The sequence below is a fragment of the Clostridium sp. SM-530-WT-3G genome (assembly GCF_012843905.1).
GTDB lineage: Bacteria > Bacillota > Clostridia > Clostridiales > Clostridiaceae > Clostridium.
In genome coordinates, this window is the sequence record NZ_JABAGC010000036.1 from 14,795 (window position 1) to 35,446 (window position 20,652).

A 20,652-nucleotide genomic window follows, 5' to 3' on the forward strand; every position below is an offset into this window, starting at 1 on the left:
ATATATTATTAACAAATAGTATACATTATAGACATGTTAATTTTTTAACCTAAAATGTCTACAAAATAAACTATAAGAGTGAAAACTATAATTTTCACATCTTATAGTTTATCATTTAAAAACTCCATAAACAAGTATGTTGTTTTAAGTTATAGTTTTTTTTATACAAATGTAATTTTGTTGTAATAATTTATGATATATTTATTCTTTAATTATATTATAGAATTTATATTCTTCTTCAGAATTATTACTTTTATTAATTTCCTCTGGCATACTCTGCACATAATCTACTATTGATTTAAGCTTTTCTCCGTACTCTCCTTCACTCCCTAAAATACTAATACACCATTTTTTAAAATCATCTGTTTTTATACTATTAACATCTTTTTCTTCAAACTTACTCATTATTCTTAAAAAGCCATCACATATTTCTATAATCTTTTGATCTTCATTATTATCTGCCTTTAATGTAAGAGTAGTTTTAGAAACCTCTATGCCATTATCTTTAAACTGCTGAATCTTCTTTATTGCATCTTCTTCATTAAATATTCCAGCTATTACTCTATAATTCCCATTATCTTCAGTAATAAACGGATAGCAGTATTGTTTTATGGAAGAAACTAATGCGTCTGCGTTTTCCCTTTTTGAATAAAAACCACATTGGAGAACTACAATACTATTTGCCTGTACTTTTGCACTTAATTCTTTAGATGAATCTATAACACCCGTACTCTGTGTATCTTCTTTGTTTCCAAATAATACACTACTAATATAAAGACCTCCTCCAATTGATAATATAGCAACTACTAATACTGTTATAAGAAATCTAATATTTCCTGATTTTTTGTACTCATATCTTGTGTATCTCAAATCCTTCCCCTCCTTAAACAATGTTAATTCATATATAGTATATTTATTCAGATAATATACTATATATGAATTATGTTAAGGAAAATTTTATTATATAAATTTAAATATTATTTATTACTTTTACTATTTAATTTTTTATATTTTTACAATTCATATATATCAATTTGAAATATATGGTAAAATATTATTATGTTATTTTTTCATTATCTCATTAAATTTTACATTTATTGTATTATGTTGAGATTATCACATTATTAAATATTATTAAAATACGTGAGGTGTTTACATGCAAAAAACAAAAATGATTTTTACTATTGGACCTGCAAGTGATAATGAAGAAACTTTAAGAAAATTTATTGAAATAGGAATGAGTGCCGCCAGACTTAACTTTTCTCATGGTACTCATGAAACTCACAAAGAAAAAATTGACTTAATAAAAAAATTAAGAACAGAAATGAATTCTCCTACTGCTATTGTACTTGATATTAAAGGACCTAAAATCAGAACTCATAATTTTATAAATGATGGTGTTACATTAAGAGAAGGAGATACTTTTTCTTTTATATGCGGCGAAGAAATTCTTGGCAGCGAAAAAGAATGCTCTATTTCATACGAAGAACTTTACCAAGATATAAAAGTAGGAGGAAAAATTCTTGTAGATGATGGCCTTCTAAAATTTGAAGTAACAGGTGTAGATGGAAAAAGAATCAATACAAAAGTACTCGTTGGTGGAGAAATAAAAAATCATAAGGGCGTAAATGTTCCAAATGTTAGTATTAAGTTACCTTCAATTACTGAAAAAGATATTGAAGATATAAAATTTGGATGTGAAATGGGTGTTGACTTTATTGCTGCTTCCTTCATAAGAAAAGCAAGCGATGTATTAGATGTAAAAAAGGTACTAAAAGAAAATCATGGTGATCATATTAAAGTAATTGCAAAAATTGAAAATCAAGAAGGCGTAGATAATATAGATTCAATAATCGAAGTAACTGATGCCGTTATGGTTGCCAGAGGAGATATGGGTGTAGAAATTCCTATCCAAAAAGTTCCTATAATCCAAAAAATGATAATAAAAAAATGTAATGAAGCGGGTAAAATAGTAATAACAGCTACTCAAATGCTTGATTCAATGATTAGAAATTCACTTCCAACAAGAGCTGAAGCTAGCGATATAAGTAATGCCATATTTGATGGAACTGATGCAATCATGCTTAGTGGCGAAAGTGCTTCCGGCTCATTTCCTGTAGATGCTGCAAGAACAATGTCTCAAATTGCTCAAGAAACTGAAGAATTTCTAGATTATAACCAACTAACAGTAAGATATAGAGAAACTACATTTAAAGATTATGCTGCTGCTATAAGTTATTCAGCTTGTAGAACTGCTAATCTTTTAGATGCAAAAGCAATTGTGGCTGCTACAAAGAGTGGTGCTACTGCAAGATTAATATCAAGATACAAACCTAAGGCTCCTGTAATTGCTATAACTCCATATGATCATGTAAGACGTGGATTAAATTTAAATTTTGGAGTTATTCCTATGCAATGTGATATGTTTAATACAACAGAAGATATACTAAATGCTGCAAAAACAGCTGTATTTAATCTCGGAATTACTGAACCTGGTGATGATATAATAGTTGCTGCTGGTATGCCTACAACTCAAACTGGCGGAACAAATATGTTAAAAATAGAAAAACTTTAAAAAAATAACCAAGGATTTCTCCCTTGGTTATTTTATCTATATTTCAAACATATCTACATCTTCACTCATCTTAGTTGAAAGTTCATTTAACTTATCAGTAGCATTTTTAACTACTTGTGATGCCGATACAAATTCATTTGTAGATGCCAATACTTCTTCAGAAGATGCCGCTAATTCTTCAGAAACTGCTGATGATCCTTCTACTTTAGATATTATCCTATCCTTTTGAGTTAATATCTCATCGAAACTTCTGCTTACAGAATCTATCATTGGAGAAATCTCAGAGAATGCATTTAAAATTCCTTCTAATGTATGTACATTGTTTTCTACATTCTTTTCACCAGATTCTAATTCCTTCGTTATAATTTCACTTGTTTGTATTATATTTTTAACTTTTTTAAGTACATCTTCTATAACTTTATAAGTATTTTCAGTTGATTCCTTACTTTGCTCTGCTAAATTCCTTATTTCATCAGCAACAACTGAAAATCCTTTCCCTGCTTCACCTGCTCTTGCTGCTTCAATAGCTGCATTTAGAGCTAATAAATTAGTTTGATCTGAAATAGAATTAATCAGCATTGTAATATCGTTTATTTTCTTCATGCTATTTTCCATTTCATCTATTTCACTTCTGAAATCATTAAATGATGTATTTAATGTATTAATAAATTCTAATAGGCTATCCATATCCTTACGGCTCTCACTAGCTTGTTTGCTTATTTCTAATGATTGTCTATTTATTTTAGCCATATTTTTATTATTTTCATCTATAGCCACATCAAATTCTTCTAGTATACCATTAATATCAGTAAGTTCATTTGCTTGATTTTCAGCAGCCTTTGTTGAATCCTCAACTGCTATATTTATATTTTTTGTTCCACTTAAGAACTTATCAGAAATTACTGCTAAATCCGAACATTCTTCATTTATAATCTTTGCAGATTCTTTAATTGATTGTATCATTTCAGCAACTGATTTCTTTGTATCTTCAACAGCAACCATTACCTCTGTTATTTCATCATTTATTTTTTCATCTATTTTCTTTGAAATAAATTTTCCTTGTGAAATATCTACTACTTCTACTTTAAGTTTGTTTAATCTTGAACTAAATTGCTTAGATATTATGTATGTAACTATGCTAACAACTGCAATAACAATAATACCTATTACTAAAAAGCTTATTGTCATTAAAGTTAATCCTGAAATCATATCACTTTCTTCAGCAGTAATTCCAACTGACCACCCAGTACTTTTTATTGGAGCAAATCCGAGATATTTTCTTGCTCCATTAAACATATAAGATCCAGTCCCATTTTGTCCTTGTATCATCTGTTTTGTAACGTCTGCAAGTTCTTCATACTTAGAATCTGTTTTTGCATCTTCTATTCTGTTTACCTTATCTATTACCTTCTGAATATCCCTATTTATAATATTTGTGCCATTTTTATCAACCACATAAGCAGTTCCAGTTTTTCCAAAGCTTATATTGTTAGTAATGTTTGAAAATTCTTCAGCCTCTTTAGATATGAATAATATTCCAATCATTTCTCCATCACTTATTATTGGAGATGTTATTGATACCTGTAATCCACCATCAGCTTTACTTATATTAGGTGGTGTAATATAACTTTTTCCTGATAAATTTATTGGAAAATACTCTTTGTCACTTACATCTACCACTTCTCCTAAAGTAGTTGTACATGTTCCATCAAGATCAATTAATGCACCTTTTTTATATTTATTATGTTTTACTATTTCTGTTAGCACCCTTAATTTCTCTTCTTTTGGAATAGATGGATCAGTAATTACCGGCATTTCAGAAATTAGTTCTACTTTTTGCATTTCTAATTCAATAATTCTATCTATATCTTCTCCTACTTGTAATGCAAAATTCTTTAACAAATCTTGAGAATTATTTATAAGTATATTTTTTCCAATACTAATCCCCATGATCGTGTAAAATAATGTAGATATAATTACTATAGCTACATACTTAGTTATTAATTGCCTATTAATACTTTTGTACTTTTTCATTTTTACCTCCGTCCTCAATTTCTTTTTTTTACACTTTTCATATATATATCGTAATTTTCTATATTTTTCTTTAACACTTTTTTTATTTTTTTATAATTTTATTGAAATTAATCCATTATAAAGCATATATTCATTTTGATTTTAACAAAAAATAACAATATGGTATTTCAACACCATATTGTTATTTAATAGGCAAATATATTATTCAAATTTAAAACCTTTTAATAAATCAGCTAAAGATGTTCCTTCTTCTTCATTATCAACATAATCAAGATATTCCTTACTACTTTCAGATGCATCTTTTATGCTTAATTCAATTTTTTTATCTTCTCTATTTACGTTTAATATTTTAACTTTAACTTTTTGGTTAAGTTCCAATACATCTGAAGGTTTTGCAATATTTTCATCAGTTATTTCTGTAATATGTACTAACCCTTCAATTCCATCAAATAATTCAACAAATGCTCCAAATGGCATAAATTTTACCACTTTTCCTTCAATAATATTTCCTTCTTTTATATCATTAGCATATAATGTCCATGGTTCTTTTGCTACATCCTTTAGGATTAATGATAGTCTTTCCTTTTCCTTGTCTACAGTTCCTATAAATACTTCTACTTTATCGCCTTCTTTAACAACCTCTTCTGGTCTATTCACTCTTTCCCATGATAAGTCTGAAAGATGTATTAATCCTTCTACTCCACCAATATCCACAAATGCGCCATATTTAACAAGCTTCTTTACAATTCCGTTTCTCTTTTCTCCTTCCTTCAAGCCATTCCATATTCTCTTTTTATTCTTATTATATTCTTCTTCTTCTACAACTCTTCTTGAAGCTACTATTTTATTATTTCTAAAATCTAATTCAGTAATCTTTACTTCTAATTCCTTTCCAACTAAAGTGCTTAAATTTATCTTTTCTCTAGATGCAAGAGAACCAGGAATAAATACTCTCACACTTCCATAATAAGCTATTAATCCACCTTTTGTTTCATCTTTAACTTTCACATTTATTAATTTGTTTTCTTTATAAGCTTTTTCAATGTCCTCTTTTTCTTCAATTTCAAGAGCTCTTATTAGTGAAAGTTCTACATATCCATCACCATCATTTGGAGACATAATATATACATTGATTTCATCTCCACTTTTTAATACATCTCTTGGATCTCTTTCATCTACACTTATTTCTTCTTTAGAAATAATACCATCAAAGGCATAATTAATATTTATAGAAGCTTCTTTATCATTTACTTCTATTACTTTTCCTTTGATAATATCTCCTCTATTTAATCTCTTTACATCATAATCTTTTAACAATTCTTCCATACTAACCACATTTTTTTCATTATCCATTGCTTATCACTCCCAATAAATATTTATATTTATTTTATAATAGTCTTTTTATTAATTCAGGTCAATAAACTAATAATTCTATTATAATTTAATGTTATTGAATTATATCTAATAAAAATGACAATCATAATATTATTAAGGGAATTTATACCTGCTAGATTTAAAAAGAAAAACAGAGATAAATTATATTTTATCCCTTTAAATAGTTTTATATAACCTTTTAAAAGACAAAATAAACTTTGTAATAAATTATATATTAACTTATAATACTTTCATAATATAAGTCGTTTATTATTTTACAAGATGCTTATTCTTTCCATTGTATATTGTTTCCTTTTAGACATATATAATATAATATAGTAAGTTTAAAAGTAAGGGAGGTGTTTGACATACGTAAAATAAATAAAAAGCTGATTTTTATATTACTAATGACATTTGTATTTTCTTTTAGCAGTCTACCTATAGATATTCTTAATATATCAGGTATAACCCCTACAGAAAGTACACAAGTATATGCCAAAACTAAATCTAGTTCTAGCAGTAAATCTTCTAGTTCAAAGTCTAGTAGCTCAAAATCCAGTAGTGGCTTTAAATCAGGCTCCATGAGTAATTCATCATCAAATAAGTCATCAAGTAGTAGTTCTTCAAAAAATAATATTAGCAGTGGCTCATCAAAAAGTAGCACTAGTAATTCTACGGATACAGACTCTTCAAATAATTCTAGTGCAAAAAGTAGTGAAGGATTTAAATCTGGAAGTTTTTCTAACAGCAAAGAAAATACCCAAAATTCTTCTACCACATCTAGTAATTCTGATTCAAAGAATAACACAAGTAATTCTAATAACAGTTCAGCAGATTCTTCTGAATCAGGACAAAGCTACAGAGATACTAGTTCAAGAAGGGGATTTAGTTTCAATCCATTTTTCTTTGGAGGAACTGGCAGATATTTTTACAGACCATTCTACTTTGGCTCTATGTCAAGCATATTAATTAATACAATAACAATAGCAGTTATATTTGGAATAATTATATTACTTATAAAAATTTACTTTAATAGAAAGAACAAATAATGGAGGTTAATATTATGGGAATTTTTTCACGTGTATCAAATATGTTTAAAGCAAAAGTTAATGATACTTTAGACGAAATGGAGAATCCAATTCAATTATTAGATCAAAAATTAAGAGATATGGAGGAAGAATTTAATAAAGCAAAATTAGATTCTGCTCAAATCTTAGGAAATGTTCATGAAATAGAAAAAAAATTAAAAGCAGCACAAGCACAATCTGCTGACTTTGAAGAAAAAGTCAAACTTGCATTAAGCAAAGGTAATGAAGACCTAGCAAAAAGAGCTTTAGCTAAAAAGGTTGAAATGGATAAAAAATGTTCTTCACTTCAAGCAAGCTATGATAATGCAAAAATTCAAGCTGATAAATTAAAAGCAAATCTAAATGATTTACAAGCAGAAATAGAAAAAACTCGTAATTATAGAGATGAAGCTGCTGCAAGATATTCTAATGCTCAAGCTTCTGAAAAAGTAAATGAAGTACTTGCTAACGTAAAAACTAAAAGTAATTCAATTCAAATAGATAGTATAGAAAGAAAAATTCAAAATAAAGAAGCTCGTGCACAAGGCCTTGGAGAACTTAGAGACATTGATGATTTCGATAAGGAATTTGAAAAATTAAATGATGTAGATTTAGATCTTGAATTAGAAAAATATAAGAATGCTTCAAATAACAATAATAGTAATAACTAGGTGAATCTATGGGAAAGAATTTTGAATTCATTGAATCTGAAAAAAATATATGGGGAAAAGTATATACTAATATAGCTTATGCAATAGATGAAATCTCCCCTTTTATAGACGAGGATGATTTAAAAAAAAGAAAATATTATACAAAGGCACACGTACTTCAAGATTATATTAAATCATTAAATTCTGCTGAAGCACAATCAAACAAAAAATCTTTTTTTTCATTATTCAAAAATAATAATACAGATATAACTCTTCTACAAGACTATAAAGCAAAGAATATAAAGACCTTCGATCAACTAAAAAAATGTAGCAATTGCAAGTGTCTTAATTGTTCATCAGAATGTAATTTCTGGGGATGTGAAAGCTGTAGAGAAAATTCACTTATTGTAAGCTGTGATAAAAAAAAGATAAATGTGCGAAAATTTGATAATTTCACATTAGACCTTACTAACAATGATACAGGGCAATCTTCAAGATATAAAGTTTTAGCTGTATTAGAAGATTGTGTACTAGAAAGACAATATATAATACTTGAAAATTTAGATAAATCTGAAGATAAAATGGTTCTATACTATTATCCTGGAATAAAAGAAGATACCTATGGAGAAATTACTGATGCCGAAGAATTTGATTTTGTTGTTGAGGCCTTTCAGCAATCTTGATACTATAAAAAACACCTAAGAAGATGTCCACATCTCTTAGGTGTTTTTTATGTTTATTTTAAAATATTATATTCATCTTTTAATATAGCATACATATTTTAGCCTTCATCATACATGCTAAACTGCTGCCTTTCAAATTCTTTTCTTTTTTTCATTTCATTATAACAATAATTTATTATATCACTTCTTTTTATAATTCCTATGAAAATTCCATTATCATCTGTTACAGGAACAAAATTTTGATTTATTGCCAATGAAATTAAACCTTCTATATCAGATGTTATTGAAACTGATTTATGCTTAATTCTTCTAGGTATATCTTTAACCTTTACTGATTCAGTATTCTTGAAGTTTAAGTCAGGAGTATTCTTTAACTTCCATAATAAATCCCCTTCAGTTAATGTTCCAATATATTTACCATCCTTATCAATTAAAGGTATAGCTGTATATCCGTGATGCCCCATTTTCTCCATAACTTGTCTCATTGTAACATCCTGATTTTCAAATACTACTTCATTTTTAGGAGTAAGAAAAAAGGCTATATTCATAAATAAAATCCTTTCTTTCAACATATTGTTTTATAATCGCAAATATATTTTACCATATTTTCTTTAACAATTCCTTAATAAATTATTGTTTAATTATCAAATACAAATTAATTTATTATCCATATTTCAAAAAAAATCATTCTTTCTTTAATTTTTCAAACTTATATAAATAACTTAAATACACTTCATTTTTCAAAATAGAATTTATCTCATTAAATACTTTTTCTCCCTTAAGGGTTTCTTTTACCATTATTTCGCATAATATATTTTTATTACACTTAGAACACTTTCCTACAGCTGCAAATCTCCATCCAAAAAGCGTTATAGGTGTCTCTAATTTTATTTTCTTCTTACATCTAGGGCATATTAAATTTAATGATTCTTCTTCCACTCTTATATTATCTAATTTTTCCACATGTATTGCAGGCATATTATATATATCATTTACTATATAATTTTTTATAATTCTTGGATTATATATTCTTTTAAATACTTCTAACGTATACATAGAGTCATTTAAAGCATCATGAAGTTTTGTGTCATCAATATTAATTTTTAATTTATCTAATGCATTTTTAAGTCCTAAAGCCTTTTTATGCCCCAAAATTTTACTTGAATACTCTTGAATATCTAAATAAGACTCAATCCATTCAAGATTATTATAATTGAAATACTTAGCATTTCTTATTAGCTCAGCAATATCATCCTTGGCCCAGGAACACAATACATCTCCTTCTTCAAACATATCCCTTAGTTTATCTAATGCTGAAGAAAATGCTACTCCTTCTTTATTTAATAAATCCATATTTATTTTTGTAATTTCAGTCACTAATGGATTAATTACTGGAAATACAAATGGCTTAATATATACTTTCATACTATCAACAGTTTTCATATATTTATCTACTTTTACTGCGCCAATTTCAATTATTTCATTATCAAGATTAATATCCTCTAGCTCTTTATTACACTCAAAAAAGTCATTATAATACTTATCAATATTCTTTAAATTATTAAATTCTAAATCAATAATAATATACCCCATTTTTATTCCCTTCCCAAATAACTTTATTAAATCACTTATACTTCAATGCCTGCAAGTTTCATAAGATGAATTGCATTTTGAGTTGTACTCTTTCCTTTTCTAAGTACATAATCAAATTTTATTTTATTATCTTCATAAAATTCCCTAAAATTATAATTAATTATTGTTTCACTTTCCAGATCGCATAATTCAAGATCATGAGTTGATACAAGTCCTACACCTCCATATTTAATAAGCTGTTTTATTAAAACAGAGGCTCCAATATGCCTATCCTTTGAATTGGTACCCTTAAATATTTCATCCAATAAGAAAAATACTTTTTCCCCATTTTTACATGCTTCAATAAGTAATTTTATTCTAAGTATTTCTGCATAGAATGATGATATATTTTCCTCAAGATTATCTTTAGTTCTCATACAAGTATATATATTCATTATTCCACAAGATAACTTTTCAGCACTTACCGGTGCTCCTATGTAAGCCAGTAACAAATTAATTCCTATAGTTCTTAAAAATGTACTTTTACCTGACATATTTGAACCAGTAATTAGAGCAACTTTCTCTTTACCCTTTAATGCAAAATTATTTTTAACTGCTTTATTATCACCTATTAATGGATGAGATATATTTATGCACTCTATAGATTCAGTACCACATATCTGAGGATATACCCATTCTGAATGTTCAAAAGGAATATTTGCTAAACTATTTAATTCATCAATTTCATGAATTACTTCCATCCACTGTCTTAAATAAATTCCATTTTTATTTCTCCATTTTTCAAGTCTTTTCATTATATATATATCTGAAAAAAATAATACATTTAACATTACATATGCCATGTTTTTTGAACTGTCACCCAACCATGTTAATATATTATTCAATTTTTTCATCTCATTAACACAGATAATATTATCATTATTTAATTTTAATTTTATATCTACCAGTAATTGAGCTTCAAATTTTTCGTCATCTATCATTTCAAGGATACTTTCATATATGGAAATATTGTTTTTTATAGATTCAAAAAAATTTATATATTCTTTCATAGGAGAATTTAATATATTAACAACAGCATAATTAATTACCAGTAATAAAAGAATAAATGACAATGGTAATATTCTTTTTACGAACATTACTATGGATACCCATGTAACAATTGTAAAAATACATGCTATAAGAAGCCTTAACACACTATTATTTACCTTTTTACTCTCCCCCCATTTAATAAACCTGTCTATGTCTACATCATTAGATTTTTGTAACTTTCCTTCTGCACATACTTTCTGTCTCCATAGTACTTTTTTAGAAAGTTCTTTTACAGCTTCCTGCCTTTTAACAATTGTCTCTTTATCAAATTTCACTTCTCGTTTCAATATTCTAGCTAGAAGCAGTCTTCCACCCTTACTTATTGTTGTATTCATAAATTGGAACAAGGAATTCTCACCAAATATATCTAAATCATTGGCATAACTATGATTTTCATCTAAAAATTCTATTCCTTTATCGTTTATACTTTTAAACTGTCCATTTATTCGCTTAATACCATCCCTATTAATATCAATTAATATGTCATTACGTTTCTTTTTTCTATATAATCCGTCATGGTAAAAAATTAACATTATAAAAACTACTAAAAACACAATTAAATTTACAAAAAACAATGTATTTTTTGAATTTTTATATGATACATATCCTAATACCATAGTTAATAATACTACTATCAGTCGTAATATACCTATAACTCTTATTTTGCTTGTCAGAGCTTTATTAATATCTAATCTTTTATTAATTTGACTTTGATAAAATTTTTCACTAGGATTCATATTTCCTCCTTTTAACACACCTATTTCTCTCTATATTTCTATTGTACGTTATTAAAAATCACTGTCAAATTATTGTTCATATTTCCATAGTAATTAATATAAAAAGTGTACTTAAGCCATATAATCAACAATATTATTTCTATAAAAATTGTTTAGTATAATCTAATTTACTTTTAATATTATGGTATAATTCTTTTAAATATAATTTCATTTAAATTAATATAAGTTATGAGGTTTTTATGAAGGAAAAGCACTTTATTTATATAACAGATTCTATTAGAAAATCAAAAACAATAACTTCTCTTGTTAAAATATGCTCTAAATTTTTGCCACTTTTAGTTGTGGCAATATATTTTGTATCCTTTGTTTACCTTGCAATAAATAGGGATCCAAAAATAATTTTATTTACATTAGTTCCAGCTATAAATTTTATATTTATAAGTTTATTTAGATCCTACAAAAACAACACTCGACCATATGATATATACAAGTTTACACCTATTATTAGTTTCCAACCTGGAAAAGGCAAGTCATTTCCAAGTAGACATACAGCAAGTGCTTTTATAATTGCAATGGCTTGTTTATATATAAATACATATTTAGGACTTTTTATGTTTGTTCTTGCATTTATTATAGGAATAAGTAGAGTTATATGTGGAGTACACTTTCCAAAAGATGTTGTTTCAGGTATGATTATAAGTATTTTATTTGGATATATATGTTTCTTTATGTAACCCAAACATACTAATATAAAAATTCATAAAAAAACAGAGGTACGTTACAATTTGTAATGTACCTCTTGGTTTAAGAATACTATTATATTTTCTTTACAATATAATATAGAATTTAGATTGAAATCATATTAATTCCTTTAAATTCTGTGTTCGTATTCTTCTACCATTCTTTTTACCATTTCTCCGCCTACTGAACCACATTGTCTAGAACTTAAGTCTCCATTATATTCTTTAAATGGTACTCCTAGTTCTTGAGCTACTTCGTTCTTGAATCTTGCTAATCCTTGTTTTGCTTCTGGAACTAATGCATGCTTTGACATAACTGATCCCTCCTCGGTTAATTTGGTATATATCAATAAGAAAATTATCAAATCCTCCTATCGACACTATTATTTTTACCTTATTATTTTTTTATATTCATTTATTTTTTAAGTAATTAATTCCAAATTATCCATTCAAAAAATACTTTATAAATAAATTAAACAACTGAATTATAAATCACTCTTAATAACTGTTTTGAAATAATATTAAGTTCAAATATATCTGTGTCTTCTATTACGTTCTTTTCTTTCATTATATTTAAATACTTATTCATTTCATTAAAGAACCTAAATATTTCTTTTTCAATAATTTCATTTGGGCTTTTTAAATTTTTCATATAAACTATATGTTTTTTCAAATCAAAAATTTTTAATGGAAAAAGTAAGTAAAGACTATTTTCATATAAATCTTTAAAATTGTACTTCCATCCTTTTATTATATTAAACCTATATGGAATATGACAGCTATTATTATCAGTTTCTCTTAATTCATATGAATCCGGCACTCGTATATTAGAGTTTACAATTATTAAACATGAATCTAAATCTTTGCTTAGTAGATTATCTTTTATATCATCACTTCTATAGTGTCTCTTTTTTTCTTCCAAATTAATTATATTTACAGTTTTATCACTCATATTATTTTTAGTAATTTCAATTGCTATATTTTCATAGTCATTAGTTTGAAACTGTATACTATATTCAAATAATCTATACTCATCTTCAACAAAAATATTAATATAATAACTTGAGTTCTTTAATATTTTTCCTTGAATACCTTTTTCACTTTTTCCACTGTCAATATGACTTATCTTACAGTTTGTCCCTAAATAATCATCAAAAATCTTATTAACAAAATCAATAAAAAGCCTCTTATTATTTAATAAAAATATTTTATTTATAACTTCATCCAATATATTAGAACTTAACTTATTATCACAGATTTCATATTTATCAAAATAATCTTTACAAAATTTATTTTTAAAATCAAGATATTCTTCTACACTATTGTAACTATCATAATTGGAATTTATATTTGCTCTTAAATCACTTTCTTTTTTTTCTGTTCTTATCTCACTTAACATAACTAATTTATTCATTCTGTTCTCCACCTCATAATGGATTATAACCATAATATGAAATTAATATTCAAAAGTTGTATATTCTGTTGCATAAAAAAAAGCCGTAACACAATGTGCTACGACAATTCTGGCAGGGGCACTAGGATTTGAACCCAGAACCAATGGTTTTGGAGACCACTACTCTACCGTTGAGCCATACCCCTAAGACATAGACTATTTTACAATTAAATAATACATATGTCAACATTTTTTATATTATTTTTTGTAAAACTAAACAATTTATATAATTACAACAACTTTACGAATAATAAACTTTACATATCACTAAATAATATATACTTATTTCTCTTGTACTTATTAACAAAATATTTTATAATTAAATAAATATTTTGATTTTCAAAATATTTTAATATCAAAGTTTTTAATGAAAGGAGACTAAAACAATGGATTTTAATCCACTTAAAATAGGAAATCTTATTGCTCCAATTCCCATAATTCAAGGTGGTATGGGCATAGGAGTTTCATCTTCTAAATTAGCATCTGCAGTAGCTAATGAAGGCGGTATTGGTGTTATTTCTGCTGCTCAACTTGGTTATAATGAGCCTGACTTTGAAAAAAATCCATTAGAAACAAATTTAAAAGCCATAAAAAAACACATATCTCTCGCTAAATCACTTTGCCCTACTGGAATATTAGGAATAAATATAATGGTTGCTTCAAATTATTATAAAGAACATGTTAAAGCAGCAATTAAGTCTGGTATCGATCTAATTATTTCTGGTGCCGGTCTTCCTATATCACTTCCAAAACTAACAAAAGGCTATAATGTTAAAATTGCGCCTATAGTTTCTTCTTTAAAAAGTGCTAAAGTAATATTAAAATTATGGGACAAGCATGATAATGTATGCCCTGATTTAATGATTATAGAAGGACCAAAAGCTGGAGGACATTTAGGCTTTAAGCTAGACGAACTCAATGATAATAATTTTAATTTTGATAAAGTTATAGTTGATATCATTAATGAAACAAAAAAATATGCTCAAAAATATAACAAAGACATTCCTGTAATTGTAGGTGGTGGAGTTTTTGATGGCAGAGATATAGCTCACTATTTAAATCTTGGAGCTTCTGGTGTTCAAATGGCTACAAGATTTGTAGTAACAGAAGAATGTGATGCTTCACAAAAATTTAAGGATGCATATATAAATTGCAGTAAGGATGATATACAAATAGTTAAGAGTCCAGTTGGAATGCCAGGAAGAGCTATAAAAAATAAATTTATACAAAATAATTCACAAAAAAACTGTAAAGTGACTCATTGTTATAATTGTCTAGAACCTTGTAATCCTGCTAACACTCCTTACTGTATAAGTAAAGCGTTAATAAATGCAGTAAATGGCAATATAGATGATGGATTAATTTTCTGTGGAGAAAATGCAAGTAGGCTTACAAAAATGACAACTGTAAAAAAACTTATGAGTGAATTAATTACAGAACTTCGTTCAGTATAGATATATCTTATATATTAATTTGTATTGTTAAATTATTAATAACCTTAACAAATAATAGAAACACTTAGAATTATTAACAAATAATAATTCTAAGTGTTTCTATTTATTTATGTGCCATTACTTTAACTTCACATAGTATTGATTTAGGAAGTTCGTTTAAAGTAAATTTTATTTTTTATTAGAATAAAAAAAGCCGTAGCACAATGTACTACGACAATTCTGGCAGGGGCACTAGGATTTGAACCCAGAACCAATGGTTTTGGAGACCACTACTCTACCGTTGAGCCATACCCCTAAGACATTAATAATTATATAACATAATTTTTAATATTGCAAGTATTATTTTTAAGTATTTATTTTTTTCTAATAAAATAAATACTTATTCTTTAAACAGCTATATTAGACAATATTATAAAATAAAGAATTAAGGATGATATCATCCTTAATTCTTTATTTAACCATATACACAAGATTATTATCTACTACTTAAAATTCATTATAATTATTGCTTACTTTCTTAAGGAATTTCATCCTTCACTAGCTTACATAACTCATTTATATTATAAATAATTAAATCATCGAAAGACATATCCCCATAATACTTCCACATTTTAACCGTGCTGTATTTAGATAAATCTAATATTGAAGGATTTTCACCATCATCAATAATTATTGTTTTAGCTACATCAAGATTATTAAGTTTCATAAATTCTGAAAGTTCATGATTATTAAGTTTTAAAGTATTTAATCCTAGTGATCTTGTTATATATTCAAATCCATCATTTAGTGTAACAAATGAATATCCTCTTAATTTCTCTAGTTTACCTTGATATTTGCTTAACTTATCATCAAACTCGTCTATAGCTTTTTTATAGTTTTCTTGATAAAAATCTCTATTTTGAGGATCTCTATCTTGAATTGCAGCCTTAACATTATATAGTGCTATTTTATATTCTTCTATTCCTTCAAAATAATAAGGATTTTCTTTGCTTGTTCCAGCTAATTCATAATTAATTGTTCTAATACCTCTGGATAAATTAATTATTCCAAGGTTCCCTTTTTTTAATTCATTAATAAATGTATTTGTCCAAGGCTCAAAAGTTGTTCCAGAATAAATAAATAAATCCATATTTGATACATTATCTATAACATCTTGGCTATATTTGAAATTATTGATATCTTTTTCATCAGCAAACATATAACCCACATTATGCTTGTCCTTAACAATCTTTTTAACCATTTCATATTGTGGTTTATTAACAGTTATTATATTTAGATATTTTCCTCTAGTTTCAGCGCCACTATTGATAGTATTATTATTTTCAGTATTTGCCAGAAGCGGACTTGAAAATATACTCATTCTAAGAGATAATGTAATAGTTATAATTACCATTACAAAGGTAATTTTTTTCAAATAAGCCACCTCCATTTTTAATAAACTTACATATCTACTAAGTACATCTTTTAAATTAAGTTAATAATATTCTTGCTATTAATAATCAAATCTAACAATTTAGTATTAATACACATTTTATTTTATTATACCAACTAAATTTGAATAAATATATAAAATTTTATTACAATTTAATACACGATATATAAAAGAAAAAAATTTATGGAAATTAGTATATTAAATAAAATTACTATTCATAATTTAAAATATATCATTTAAATTTGCTTTTATTGAATTTTGATATAAAATAAAAGAATGAGAAATTATAACTAAATAAACTATTTTACTTATTTTAATTGATTTTCATTAAAATTATTTTCACTTATATATTATAGTTTTTTATACATTACTATGCAAATATTTAGGAGGTAATTACATGATATTTGAAATAAATAGTGTTGAGCAGACAACACAGCTTGGAATCAACCTAGGTAGATTACTAAACGCTGGTGACATAGTATGCCTTACAGGTGACTTAGGTACAGGAAAAACTCATATTACCAAAGGAATTGCCAAGGGTTTAGAAATAGATGATAATATCACAAGTCCTACATTTACAATCGTAAATGAATATGATAGTGGCAGATTAAAATTAAATCACTTTGATGTTTATAGAGTAAGTGATCCAGATGAAGTATATGCAATTGGATTTGATGATTACATATTTTCTGATGCAGTTTCTATTATAGAATGGGCAAATTATATAGAAGAAATTCTTCCAAAAGATCTGCTTCATATAAGAATAGAAAAAGACCTTTCAAAAGGTGAAGATTATAGGAAAATAACTATTACTCCTTACGGAGAAAGATATGATTACATAAAGGAGCTGAGATTATGATTACATTAGCAGTTGATTCTTCATCAAAAGTTGCTACTGTTGCTTTAATGAAAGATGATAGATTACTTGGTGAAATTACATTAAATGATAAACGTGAACATTCTGTAATATTAGTAAGTATAATTAAAGATTTATTAAAGGATAATGATTTAACTATATCTGATGTTGATGGATTTGTTGTATCAAAAGGACCTGGTTCATTCACAGGACTTAGAATAGGAATGGCTACTATTAAAGGCTTAAGTTTTGGAACTGGAAAACCATACATAAGTATTTCAAGTTTAGATGCATTAGCACTAAGCGTTTCAAACTTTGATGGATTAATCTGTCCTATAATGGATGCACTTAGACATAGTGTTTATACTTCATTATATAAGGCTAATACTAATTCAAACGGTACTCCTGAATTAGAAAAACTAATGGATTATACTGATTTAGATGTTGATGACCTTATTGAATTAATTAAAGAAAAGAATGAAAAAGTTATTTTTATAGGAGATGGGCTAGATAAATACAAAGATTATTTAAAAGAAAAATGTCCTAACTGCTATTTCCCACCTGCTCATTTAAACATAATAAGAGCTTCTTCTCTTGGTGAAATAGGAACAAAACTTTTAATGGATGGTCAATATGATGATCCGAATTCTACTCCTTTCTACTTAAAGAAACCTCAAGCTGAAAGAGAATATGAACAAAGGATGCAATTAAAAAATGAATGTACATGTTAGATTAATGACTGAAGATGATATAGGTGATGTGGTTGAAATCAGCTCATTAAGCTTTCCCCATTCATGGAGCAGGTCTTCTTACCAACAAGAGCTACAAAATTCTCTTGCAAAGTATTTTGTAGCTGAAATAAATAATAAAGTAGTTGGATTTATAGGTACATGGCTTATAGTTGATGAATCTCATATTACTAATGTAGCAGTACACCCTGACTTCAGAAAGAGCGGCATAGCTTCAAAGCTTATTGAATCTATGATTTCATACTGTAAAGAACATGGATGTATTGCATATACTCTTGAAGTTAGAGCCGGAAATACTCCTGCAAGATCACTTTATGAAAAACATGGCTTCAAACAAGATGGAATAAGAAAAGGTTACTACCAAGATAATAATGAAGATGCTATTTTAATGTGGCTTAAATAAAATTAATTTTCTAGAGCAAAAATAGTGCTAATTTTTAATATTAAAAATTAGCACTATTTTTGTTTTAATATTTATAATTACTATTTAATTTTTAAAGCTTAAGCCATCTTATCTTTAACACCAGCTCCAAAATTAGGCTTTGCTTTAAATATAGCTACTGATACTCTCTTATATACGAAATATGTTATTACATTTACAATCAATGCTTTAACTGCATTAAAAGGCACTATTCCAGCTATAACATATTGCATCAACTGATCTGCACTCATATTCATTCCGTATAGAGGTAACATTATATATATGTTACCGAATATTCCTGCTATCTCCATAATTACAGTTCCAACTATCATTCCTGTAATTGCACTAGCTTTACTCTTTTTTAGATTATATATAATACCTGCTGGAAAAACGAGTGCTGCACCAAATAGAAAATTAGCTAATACTCCTGCAAAACTAGCTCCTTTAGTAAAGAAATATAATATATTCTTTATTAATTCAATGGCAACTCCCACAAGTGGTCCAAATCCAAATGCTCCAAGTAATGCTGGTACATCACTTAAGTCCATCTTAAGCCATGCAAATGCAGGTATTACTGGAAAGTCAAAATACATAAGTAGTAATGCGACTGCTGACAACAGGGAAATTTTAATTAATCGGTTAGTATTATTTTTCATTCATCTGCCTCCCAAAAATGTATCTTCTTGGTGTAGCTTATTAGGACATAAAAAAAGCTGATGTTGTTAAACATCAGGGTCGAAATTAAATTTATAAAAAATTATAAATCCTAATAGGTTACCTTCTTTCATCCAGACTATACTGTTGGCTTCGGAATTACACCGAATCTGCTAAAATCTAGCTCGCGGGCTGTACCGCCAGTAGGGATTTTCACCCTGCCCTGAAGATATATTATTTATTTTATTTATGTGTATATTATATATCCTACCTTTTAACTTTTCAACCCAGATTTTTTCCAATTTAATTTTAATACACGGAAAATAATTTATTTTATTAAAAATTTAAGTTTTGTCTTAAAATACTTTCCACAAAATCCATATAATTACCCTCATAACTAATAGTATTATTTCCTATCATAGTCGCTAATCCATGTACAATAGCCCACATAGCTGTAATATCCTGCGCATACTTTTCTTTCTTAACATTTTTATATTCTAAGCATTCTTCAGCAGCATTTCTAAAAATATTAAATGATTTAAATTCATTTTGCTTTATAATACCACCTTCTATAACAATAGGGTTATTTTTATTATTGCTATTAAGAAACAAATATCTTAGATAATCATAATTTTCAGCCATAAAAGATACATACTTTTTTCCTAATTCAATTATTTTTTCATATGGATTTTTACCCTCAACTTGACTCATTGAATCTTCAAACTCTTTATATACAAACTCAGATATAGCATTTATTAGTTCTTCTTTATTTTTAAAATGCTTATATGGAGCAGCATGACTTACATTGCACATTGCATCAGTCTTTCTCAGAGAAAAATTATCTACGCCCTCTTCTACTAATAGCTTCAATCCCGCTTTAATTAGACACTCTTTTAAGTCCCCATGATGATATTTATCTTCTCTATTTTTTTCAATACTTATTTTATCTTTGCTATTATTATGTATCATAATTTCTCCTTTATCCATATACAATCAACTCTTTTATACTTTCTAATTAGGGTTAATCATATTTCTTAACCCTTATATATCAAGGCTTCGAAAAGCCGAGATTTTTATATCACTCAAATTTC

21 protein-coding genes, 2 tRNA genes and 1 riboswitch are annotated in these 20,652 nt (G+C 26.9%); of the genes, 9 read left to right on the forward strand and 14 right to left on the reverse strand.

Annotated elements, in window-relative coordinates; genetic code table 11:
* Positions 1–201: 201 nt before the first annotated feature.
* Complete coding sequence (locus tag HF850_RS12000; protein WP_169105683.1) at positions 202–870, reverse strand: SPOR domain-containing protein; 669 nt, start codon at positions 868–870, stop codon at positions 202–204.
* A 286-nt stretch (positions 871–1,156) separates the two neighbouring features.
* Here HF850_RS12000 and pyk point away from each other — a divergent pair, with 286 nt between their 5' ends.
* Complete coding sequence (pyk, locus tag HF850_RS12005) at positions 1,157–2,575, forward strand: pyruvate kinase (RefSeq protein ID WP_169105684.1); 1,419 nt, start codon at positions 1,157–1,159, stop codon at positions 2,573–2,575.
* A gap of 36 nt (positions 2,576–2,611) precedes the next feature.
* Here pyk and HF850_RS12010 read toward each other — a convergent pair whose 3' ends face one another.
* The 3 genes from HF850_RS12010 to HF850_RS15865 form a co-directional block, all read right to left on the reverse strand.
* Complete coding sequence (locus HF850_RS12010) at positions 2,612–4,609, reverse strand: methyl-accepting chemotaxis protein (protein WP_169105685.1); 1,998 nt, start codon at positions 4,607–4,609, stop codon at positions 2,612–2,614.
* Between the two features lie 201 nt (positions 4,610–4,810).
* Positions 4,811–5,962, reverse strand: coding sequence for a 30S ribosomal protein S1 (gene rpsA / locus HF850_RS12015; RefSeq protein WP_169105686.1), 1,152 nt, complete (start codon positions 5,960–5,962; stop codon positions 4,811–4,813).
* Between the two features lie 307 nt (positions 5,963–6,269).
* Positions 6,270–6,566 (reverse strand): hypothetical protein, encoded by a 297-nt coding sequence (locus HF850_RS15865; protein WP_243159483.1) that lies wholly within the window; start codon positions 6,564–6,566, stop codon positions 6,270–6,272.
* Here HF850_RS15865 and HF850_RS12020 point away from each other — a divergent pair.
* From HF850_RS12020 to HF850_RS12030, 3 genes are read left to right on the forward strand one after another with little or no spacing between them, the layout of a single operon-like run.
* Complete coding sequence (locus tag HF850_RS12020; RefSeq protein WP_243159484.1) at positions 6,565–7,032, forward strand: hypothetical protein; 468 nt, start codon at positions 6,565–6,567, stop codon at positions 7,030–7,032. The two genes, HF850_RS15865 and HF850_RS12020, sit on opposite strands and share 2 nt — an antisense overlap.
* Positions 7,033–7,046: 14 nt before the next feature.
* Positions 7,047–7,721, forward strand: coding sequence for a PspA/IM30 family protein (locus HF850_RS12025; protein WP_169105688.1), 675 nt, complete (start codon positions 7,047–7,049; stop codon positions 7,719–7,721).
* An 8-nt stretch (positions 7,722–7,729) separates the two neighbouring features.
* Positions 7,730–8,383: a DUF1292 domain-containing protein gene (locus HF850_RS12030; RefSeq protein WP_169105689.1), complete on the forward strand. Its 654-nt coding sequence runs from the start codon at positions 7,730–7,732 to the stop codon at positions 8,381–8,383.
* A gap of 98 nt (positions 8,384–8,481) precedes the next feature.
* On the opposite strand, the gene HF850_RS12035 is transcribed toward HF850_RS12030, so the two are convergent.
* The 3 genes from HF850_RS12035 to HF850_RS12045 form a co-directional block, all read right to left on the reverse strand.
* Positions 8,482–8,931: a CBS domain-containing protein gene (locus tag HF850_RS12035; RefSeq protein WP_169105701.1), complete on the reverse strand. Its 450-nt coding sequence runs from the start codon at positions 8,929–8,931 to the stop codon at positions 8,482–8,484.
* A gap of 136 nt (positions 8,932–9,067) precedes the next feature.
* A complete protein-coding gene (locus tag HF850_RS12040; protein ID WP_169105690.1) occupies positions 9,068–9,976 on the reverse strand; it encodes a 3'-5' exonuclease in 909 nt (302 codons plus the stop codon).
* 35 nt (positions 9,977–10,011) lie between these two features.
* The gene (locus HF850_RS12045) at positions 10,012–11,802 is read right to left on the reverse strand and encodes a MutS family DNA mismatch repair protein (RefSeq protein ID WP_169105691.1); all 1,791 of its coding nucleotides are present in this window, start codon (positions 11,800–11,802) and stop codon (positions 10,012–10,014) included.
* Between the two features lie 239 nt (positions 11,803–12,041).
* Here HF850_RS12045 and HF850_RS12050 point away from each other — a divergent pair, with 239 nt between their 5' ends.
* A complete protein-coding gene (locus HF850_RS12050; protein WP_169105692.1) occupies positions 12,042–12,536 on the forward strand; it encodes a phosphatase PAP2 family protein in 495 nt (164 codons plus the stop codon).
* 137 nt (positions 12,537–12,673) lie between these two features.
* Here HF850_RS12050 and HF850_RS12055 read toward each other — a convergent pair whose 3' ends face one another.
* From HF850_RS12055 to HF850_RS12065, 3 genes are all read right to left on the reverse strand, one after another.
* The gene (locus HF850_RS12055) at positions 12,674–12,856 is read right to left on the reverse strand and encodes an alpha/beta-type small acid-soluble spore protein (RefSeq protein WP_169105693.1); all 183 of its coding nucleotides are present in this window, start codon (positions 12,854–12,856) and stop codon (positions 12,674–12,676) included.
* Between the two features lie 158 nt (positions 12,857–13,014).
* Complete coding sequence (locus HF850_RS12060) at positions 13,015–13,956, reverse strand: hypothetical protein (protein WP_169105694.1); 942 nt, start codon at positions 13,954–13,956, stop codon at positions 13,015–13,017.
* 110 nt (positions 13,957–14,066) lie between these two features.
* A tRNA-Trp gene (locus HF850_RS12065) sits at positions 14,067–14,141 on the reverse strand.
* 240 nt (positions 14,142–14,381) lie between these two features.
* Here HF850_RS12065 and HF850_RS12070 point away from each other — a divergent pair.
* A complete protein-coding gene (locus HF850_RS12070; RefSeq protein ID WP_169105695.1) occupies positions 14,382–15,449 on the forward strand; it encodes a nitronate monooxygenase in 1,068 nt (355 codons plus the stop codon).
* 220 nt (positions 15,450–15,669) lie between these two features.
* On the opposite strand, the gene HF850_RS12075 is transcribed toward HF850_RS12070, so the two are convergent.
* Both HF850_RS12075 and HF850_RS12080 read right to left on the reverse strand, forming a co-directional pair.
* Positions 15,670–15,744 (reverse strand) — tRNA-Trp (locus HF850_RS12075).
* Between the two features lie 222 nt (positions 15,745–15,966).
* Positions 15,967–16,863 (reverse strand): zinc ABC transporter substrate-binding protein, encoded by an 897-nt coding sequence (locus tag HF850_RS12080; protein ID WP_169105696.1) that lies wholly within the window; start codon positions 16,861–16,863, stop codon positions 15,967–15,969.
* Positions 16,864–17,278: 415 nt separating this feature from the next.
* Between HF850_RS12080 and tsaE the strand changes: the two genes are divergently transcribed.
* From tsaE to rimI, 3 genes are read left to right on the forward strand one after another with little or no spacing between them, the layout of a single operon-like run.
* Positions 17,279–17,740 (forward strand): tRNA (adenosine(37)-N6)-threonylcarbamoyltransferase complex ATPase subunit type 1 TsaE, encoded by a 462-nt coding sequence (gene tsaE, locus HF850_RS12085; RefSeq protein ID WP_169105697.1) that lies wholly within the window; start codon positions 17,279–17,281, stop codon positions 17,738–17,740.
* Positions 17,737–18,468 (forward strand): tRNA (adenosine(37)-N6)-threonylcarbamoyltransferase complex dimerization subunit type 1 TsaB, encoded by a 732-nt coding sequence (gene tsaB / locus HF850_RS12090; protein ID WP_169105698.1) that lies wholly within the window; start codon positions 17,737–17,739, stop codon positions 18,466–18,468. Before tsaE ends, tsaB begins: the two co-directional genes overlap by 4 nt.
* Positions 18,452–18,889, forward strand: coding sequence for a ribosomal protein S18-alanine N-acetyltransferase (rimI, locus tag HF850_RS12095; RefSeq protein WP_169105699.1), 438 nt, complete (start codon positions 18,452–18,454; stop codon positions 18,887–18,889). Before tsaB ends, rimI begins: the two co-directional genes overlap by 17 nt.
* Before the next feature lie 98 nt (positions 18,890–18,987).
* Here rimI and HF850_RS12100 read toward each other — a convergent pair whose 3' ends face one another.
* Positions 18,988–19,563: an ECF transporter S component gene (locus tag HF850_RS12100; RefSeq protein ID WP_169105700.1), complete on the reverse strand. Its 576-nt coding sequence runs from the start codon at positions 19,561–19,563 to the stop codon at positions 18,988–18,990.
* A 116-nt stretch (positions 19,564–19,679) separates the two neighbouring features.
* Positions 19,680–19,796: riboswitch (FMN riboswitch) on the reverse strand.
* 101 nt (positions 19,797–19,897) lie between these two features.
* Positions 19,898–20,548, reverse strand: a complete 651-nt coding sequence (locus HF850_RS12105) for a TetR/AcrR family transcriptional regulator (protein WP_243159485.1) — start codon at positions 20,546–20,548, stop codon at positions 19,898–19,900.
* Positions 20,549–20,652: the final 104 nt, after the last annotated feature.